The 6,012-nt window shown below is 59.6% G+C and carries 8 protein-coding genes; 6 read left to right on the plus strand and 2 right to left on the minus strand.

Annotated features, from left to right (window positions below):
* Positions 1 to 29: 29 nt before the first annotated feature.
* Together QPL98_RS08860 and QPL98_RS08865 are read left to right on the plus strand one after the other, a co-directional pair.
* Positions 30 to 1,517 carry an amidase gene (locus tag QPL98_RS08860; RefSeq protein ID WP_303293105.1) on the plus strand — a complete coding sequence of 496 codons (1,488 nt, stop codon included), beginning with the start codon at positions 30 to 32 and terminating at the stop codon, positions 1,515 to 1,517.
* A gap of 142 nt (positions 1,518 to 1,659) precedes the next feature.
* A complete protein-coding gene (locus QPL98_RS08865) occupies positions 1,660 to 2,271 on the plus strand; it encodes a hypothetical protein (protein ID WP_011783800.1) in 612 nt (203 codons plus the stop codon).
* A gap of 25 nt (positions 2,272 to 2,296) precedes the next feature.
* Here the strand turns inward: QPL98_RS08865 and QPL98_RS08870 are convergent, their stop codons facing one another.
* Both QPL98_RS08870 and QPL98_RS08875 read right to left on the minus strand, forming a co-directional pair.
* Positions 2,297 to 2,878, minus strand: coding sequence for a hypothetical protein (locus QPL98_RS08870; protein WP_273030788.1), 582 nt, complete (start codon positions 2,876 to 2,878; stop codon positions 2,297 to 2,299).
* A gap of 12 nt (positions 2,879 to 2,890) precedes the next feature.
* Positions 2,891 to 3,121 (minus strand): hypothetical protein, encoded by a 231-nt coding sequence (locus QPL98_RS08875; RefSeq protein ID WP_286714158.1) that lies wholly within the window; start codon positions 3,119 to 3,121, stop codon positions 2,891 to 2,893.
* On the opposite strand from QPL98_RS08875, the gene QPL98_RS08880 reads away from it, so the two are divergent.
* The 4 genes from QPL98_RS08880 to QPL98_RS08895 are packed head-to-tail and all read left to right on the plus strand — an operon-like array spanning position 3,111 to position 5,788.
* Entirely contained in the window at positions 3,111 to 3,257 is a 147-nt protein-coding gene (locus QPL98_RS08880) for a hypothetical protein (protein ID WP_286714157.1), read from the plus strand. The genes QPL98_RS08875 and QPL98_RS08880 overlap by 11 nt on opposite strands.
* Before the next feature lie 44 nt (positions 3,258 to 3,301).
* Positions 3,302 to 4,309, plus strand: coding sequence for a methionine ABC transporter ATP-binding protein (locus QPL98_RS08885; RefSeq protein ID WP_014420170.1), 1,008 nt, complete (start codon positions 3,302 to 3,304; stop codon positions 4,307 to 4,309).
* Complete coding sequence (locus QPL98_RS08890) at positions 4,309 to 4,986, plus strand: methionine ABC transporter permease (protein ID WP_014420171.1); 678 nt, start codon at positions 4,309 to 4,311, stop codon at positions 4,984 to 4,986. Before QPL98_RS08885 ends, QPL98_RS08890 begins: the two co-directional genes overlap by 1 nt.
* A gap of 19 nt (positions 4,987 to 5,005) precedes the next feature.
* The gene (locus QPL98_RS08895; RefSeq protein WP_199451571.1) at positions 5,006 to 5,788 is read left to right on the plus strand and encodes a MetQ/NlpA family ABC transporter substrate-binding protein; all 783 of its coding nucleotides are present in this window, start codon (positions 5,006 to 5,008) and stop codon (positions 5,786 to 5,788) included.
* Positions 5,789 to 6,012: the final 224 nt, after the last annotated feature.

Here is a 6,012-nt window from a genome sequence, read left to right on the forward strand (position 1 = left end):
TCGCCGAAGAACAACAAGCAGGGTTGCCAATGAAACCGTCCGAATATCTCCGTTACGATGCCACGGCCCTGGCCGATCTGATTCGCCGGGGTGAAGTCACCTCCCGGGAAGTGACCGAGGCCGCTATCGACCGTGCCAGCGCCGTGAACCCGCGCCTGAATGCCATCTGCCACCCGCAGTTTGCGGAGGCCATGGATCAGGATTTTCCTGCACAGGGCCCCTTCGCCGGGGTGCCCTTGTTGCTCAAGGATCTGGCACAGGAGCAGGCCGGGCATCCCTGTACATACGGCAGCCGGGCTCTGCTGAAGAACGTCGCTACGCGGGATTCCCAGTTTGTGCGCCGTGCCCGGGAGGCAGGGCTGGTTTTTCTTGGTCGCACGGCAACCCCGGAATTCGGCCTCAAGGCCGTGACCGAATCGGCGTTGTGGGGCCCCAGCCGTAACCCCTGGGATACCGAGCGCACGCCGGGCGGCTCCAGCGGCGGTTCTGGTGCTGCGGTCGCGGCTGGCATTGTGCCCATGGCGGGTGCCAACGATGGCGGTGGCTCCATTCGTATTCCGGCCGCCTACAATGGCTTGTTCGGGCTGAAGCCGTCCCGGGGCCGGATTTCGGTTGGCCCATACGCTGGCGAGGCCTGGACCGGAGCGTCCACCGATCATGTGGTTTCCCGGACCGTCCGGGACAGCGCCGCGATGCTGGATGTGCTGTCCGGTCCGGCCAGTGGCGATCCGTTTACTATTCCACAGCCATCGGCCCCATGGGCGGACCTGATGCAGCAGTCACCGGGCCGCCTCAAAATCGGCGTATTTACCTCGTCACCCTATGACACCGAGGTAGCGCCGGAATGCGTCGCCGCAGTTGAAGAAACGGCACGCCTGCTGGAATCCCTGGGCCACGATGTAGAGTATGCCCGCCCGGAGTTTGATGGGCTGGCCCTGGCCCGCTGCTACCTGGCGCTGTATTTCGGTGAGGTATCCGCGCTTATGGAACGCGCGAAAACCGAATTCGGCGCCACCGATCGGGATTTTGAGCTGGAAACCCGGCTGCTGGGCATGCTCGGGCGCACCATGCCGCTGCCAGACTATGTTCGCCTGCGCCAGCAGTGGAACGATTTCGCCCGGGCTCTGGGGGCCTATTTCGACCGTTTTGATCTTTATCTGTGTCCCACCACCGGCCAGTTACCGGCCCGGATCGGGCAAATGGACACACCGGCTCACCTGAAACTGGTGGCCCGGCTGATGCTCGGTCTGAAAGCCGGAAAGTTGGTGCACAAGAGTGGACAGGTGGACCAGATGGCTCTGGAAAGCCTGGCCAGGACGCCATTCACCCAGCTGGCCAACCTGACGGGAACGCCGGCGATGTCGGTACCCCTGCACTGGACCCGTGACGGGCTGCCTGTGGGGGTGCAGTTCGGGGCGGCCCACGGTGGTGAAGACCGCCTGCTGCAGGTTGCTGCTCAACTGGAAGAGGCGAATCCGTGGTTCAGCAACTACGAGCGCCTTGAGGATGCTTTCTGAGGTCGAAGAAAAAACCTTCTCCGGGGGTTGTGATCCGCGGTGACCAACTCCACGTTTATCTTTCCATGTGGAACAGGCTATGCTGTTAGTCAGGGACACCGGTTCCTGACCACCCTGATGGCATCGAGGAGGCGAGCATCTTATGAACCAATCGATGGCAATCGACGATCTGGTATCCGTAGCGCAGGCTGAAGCCATGGGGGAACTGGACGCCCCGATGATGGCGATCGTCCTGTCCAGTGATCAGAGCTACGACCTTCCTATCAACTCACTGGAGACTGATGCCGACAAGGCTCGCTGGGGGCTTATTCTGAGAGCAGCCAGGGAACATGTGGAGGCCGACGCAGTTGCGGTGCTCTATCCGGCCTGGACCACCATCCGCCGCAAACCGGCCGAAGGCCAGCCCGAGCCTGAGCAGGCGGCGACTGATGACGACGCCCGGGATGACGATAATGGCCCCATCGATACCCTGTTCGTCCAACTTCACACCCGTGATCGCATCTACTGGCGGGGTTTCGAGCAGATCCGCGACCCGCGTCACCAACGCATTATCGGCTTCCGCCGGATCAAGGCGCTGTCTACCGACTACGACCGAGATAACGCGCCGTCCGTGGCCTCCTGGCTGAGCACCCTGTTTGAGCCGCTGCCGGATGAGGGCGAGGAAACCGACGTGGATCGGGAACTGGCAGATCTGCTGGAAGAACCGGAAGTCAGTGCGGCCCTCTATCCGAGGCAGATGCGCTCGCTGCACTAGTGTTTGTACCAGGCTGACCCTGATGTCAGCGTACTGACATCAGGGTCAGACACAACTGGGCGTTCTGGATAAAGTGGCCAAACGCTGCCAATTGTTGTTCTGATGGCACATAGCCTGCTGCCGCATTGTCCGCGTAGAACAAACCTACCAACCGGCCCTTGGCTTTCAGCGAACCTGTCAGCGCCGGTACTTTCCCCAGCCAGCGATCGTAGGGCACCCCTTCGGTCTGCTTTCGCGGTTCATAGACGGCGCAGGGGCCATGGGGTAGCAGTGACCCGAGCGGGCCGGTGCCATCTTTCTTGATGATGAAGTGCTCACGCCATTCTTCGGTGCCGCGGCCACCTACCTTGCGCGGTACCAGTAGTTCGCCGGAGCGGTCGGTCATCAACAGGGCTACGCGCTGCATGCCGATGGCCCGGTGAATCCCCTCAATCACTAACTGGCAGACCTCATTGATGTCCGGTTTTTCCGCCAGGGTCTGGGTCAGCTCCCGCAGAATCTGCAGTTGCAGATCGGAGTCCATGGCCGGGGCCTGGGCATCGGGGGCTGACTCCTGGTTGCCCGGCAGCAGGGCCGTCACTTGCGGGATGCCGAGAGAAACCGCCACTTTGGTGGCCTCCTAGGCATTCACCTTGAGCTGGTCACGGATGGCGGCGGGTGTCTCGCCGATGTTCATCAGCAAAGCGCCGATAAAGACTTCTTCAAGGGCGTGCTCGGTACGTTTGAGCATCAGGCAGCGGGCCTGTACCGTGGCGTGAATCGCCCTGGCCAGGCATCGCAGCATGTGGGGGCGATCATTGCGTTTAAGCAGGGAATCGACAATCAGAGACGAAATCGCCATGGACTTCACGGCATCAAAGCCGATCAGCGTGATGGCCCGGCTGACCGTGCTGACCTGGGTGCGGGTCTGTCAGGTACCTTTTGGTGTAAGGGCAACTACCCACCTGCCGGCCACCGGGCGGGATTCGGGTTTGCCCCCTGAATAGGCTATAATCGCCGGTTTTAACGACGCATCTGCAAGGCACTGATCGTGATTGTATTTGACCAGGTAGAAAAGTCGTACCAGGTGGCTGGCCGGGCGATCCCCGCGCTGCATCCCACCAGTATGACCATCGAGACCGGTGAGGTGTTCGGCATCGTCGGCCACTCCGGCGCGGGCAAATCGACCCTTGTCCGACTGATCAACAAACTGGAACCCTCCACCGGCGGTCGCATCCTGATCGACGACGAGGACATCACCCGCTACAGCGCCGCAGAGTTGCGGGCCTTCCGACGCAAAGTGGGCATGATTTTCCAGCATTTCAATCTGCTGTCGTCCAAGACGGTGGCTGACAATATTGCCTTCCCGATGAAGCTGGCGGGCATTTATTCCAAGGCTGAAATTCGCAGTCGGGTGGATGAGCTGCTGGCACGGGTGAGCCTGAGCGATCATGCCAACAAATATCCGTCTCAGTTATCCGGCGGGCAGAAACAGCGGGTAGGCATTGCCCGCGCTCTGGCCTGCAGACCGACTATTTTGCTGTGCGATGAAGCCACCAGCGCCCTGGACCCACAAACCACCCAGTCGGTGCTAAAGCTGCTGGCGGACATCAACAAGGAACTGGGCCTGACTATTGTGCTGATTACCCACGAGATGGATGTGGTGCGCCGTGTCTGTGACCGGGTGGCGGTGATGGATGCCGGCCGTGTGGTGGAAATGGGGCCAGTCAGTGAAGTCTTTCTGCACCCCCAGCACCCGACCACCCGGGATTTTGTGTTCGAAAGCGAGAATGTCGATCGGGATGAGCTGCAGGAAGATCTGCAGAAAGCCGAGGGTCGTATTCTGCGACTGACGTTCAAGGGGGAATCCACGTACAAACCGTTGCTTGGCAGTGTTGCCCGGGAATCCGGTGTGGATTTCAGTATTCTTTCGGGCAGGATTGATCACATCAAGGACACGCCTTACGGCCAGTTGACCCTGTCGTTGGTGGGCGGCGATCTGGAGGTCGCCATGAAAGCGCTGGAAGCCGCTGAAGTTCATGTGGAGGTGGTGCGCTGATGGAAGCCTTGATGGAAAGCCTTATGGGGAACGTGGACTGGGCCGAAATTGGCTGGGCCAGTTGGGATACCCTGGTGATGGTGGGCATGTCGCTGTTGTTCAGCGTATTGATTGGCTTGCCAATCGGTGTGCTGTTGTTCCTGACCGGCAAGCGTCAGTTGCTGGAACAGCCGGTGGCCTACGCCATCCTGTCGTTTATTGTGAACGTGCTGCGCTCTGTGCCCTTCATCATCCTGCTGATTGTGATGATCCCGTTCACGGTAATGCTGATCGGCACCTCCCTGGGTGTGGCCGGCGCGATTCCGCCGTTGGTGGCCGGTGGTGCTCCGTTCTTTGCCCGCCTGGTGGAAACCTCCTTGCGGGAGGTGGACCGGGGCATTATTGAAGCAACCCAGGCCATGGGTGCGAATGTTCGGCAAATCATCTTTGGTGCCTTGCTGCCGGAGGCACTTCCCGGCATTATCGCGGGCATTACGGTAACGGCCATTACTCTGGTGTCTTACGCAGCCATGTCTGGCGTTATTGGTGGCGGCGGCCTTGGCGACCTGGCGATCCGGTTCGGTTACCAGCGGTTCCAGACCGACGTCATGGTGATTACTGTGGCCCTGCTGGTGATCTTTGTGCAGGTGTTGCAGATGGCGGGCGATCGCCTGGTTCTGTATTTCAGCCGTAAATAATTAACGCAGGAGATTTGTTATGAACCTGAAGAAAACTCTGGTGGCTCTGGCCGCTGTTGCAACCTTCTCGACCGCTGCTTCGGCAGAACAACTGTCCGTGGCCGCGACTCCGGTACCCCACGCCGAGCTGCTGGAATTCGTGAAGCCGGCCCTGGCGGAACAGGGTGTGGAGCTGGATGTGAAGGTGTTCACCGACTACGTGCAACCCAACATCCAGGTTGATCAGAAGCGTATGGATGCCAACTTCTTCCAGCACCAGCCGTACCTGGATGAGTTCAACAACGGCCGTGGCACCAACCTGGTGACTGTGACCGGCGTTCACGTGGAGCCGTTCGGCGCCTACTCCAGCAAGATCGAGTCTCTGGACGAGCTGAAAGAAGGTGCGGTTGTAGCCATCCCCAACGACCCCACCAACGGTGGACGTGCTCTGCTGCTGCTGCAGAAAGCGGGCCTGATTACCCTGAAGGACGAAAGCAAGATCACTGCGACCCCGCGTGATATTGCAGACAACCCCAAAGACCTGGACTTCAAGGAACTGGAAGCGGCGACCCTGCCGCGTATCCTGAACCAGGTGGACCTGGCGCTGATCAACACCAACTACGCGCTGGAAGCGGGCCTGAACCCGTCTGAAGATGCTCTGGTGATTGAAGGCTCCGAATCTCCTTACGTGAACATCCTGGTCGCCCGTCCGGACAACAAGGACAGCGAAGCCATGCAGAAGCTGGCCAATGCGTTGAAATCCGATGCGGTGAAGGATTTCATTATGGAGAAGTATGAAGGTGCGGTTGTTCCGGCGTTCTGATCGGAACGGAGTGCCTTCAGGTGTTCTCAAGCATAAAAAAGGGCAGCCATTTGGAGGCTGTGTAAAAACACGATTTACATAGCTTCTGAGCAGGCCCACAAAGTGCCTCGGACATCGTCCGGGGCATTTTTGCTTTCAATCAGCCTATATTTACAGGCAATAAAGAGGCCTAAGCGCCTCAAGCCAGCCTTGCCAGCATCCCCTTCACGCCCAGCACGTTGATC

This window comes from Marinobacter sp. ST-43 (assembly GCF_030541085.1).
GTDB classification, from domain to species: domain Bacteria; phylum Pseudomonadota; class Gammaproteobacteria; order Pseudomonadales; family Oleiphilaceae; genus Marinobacter; species Marinobacter nauticus.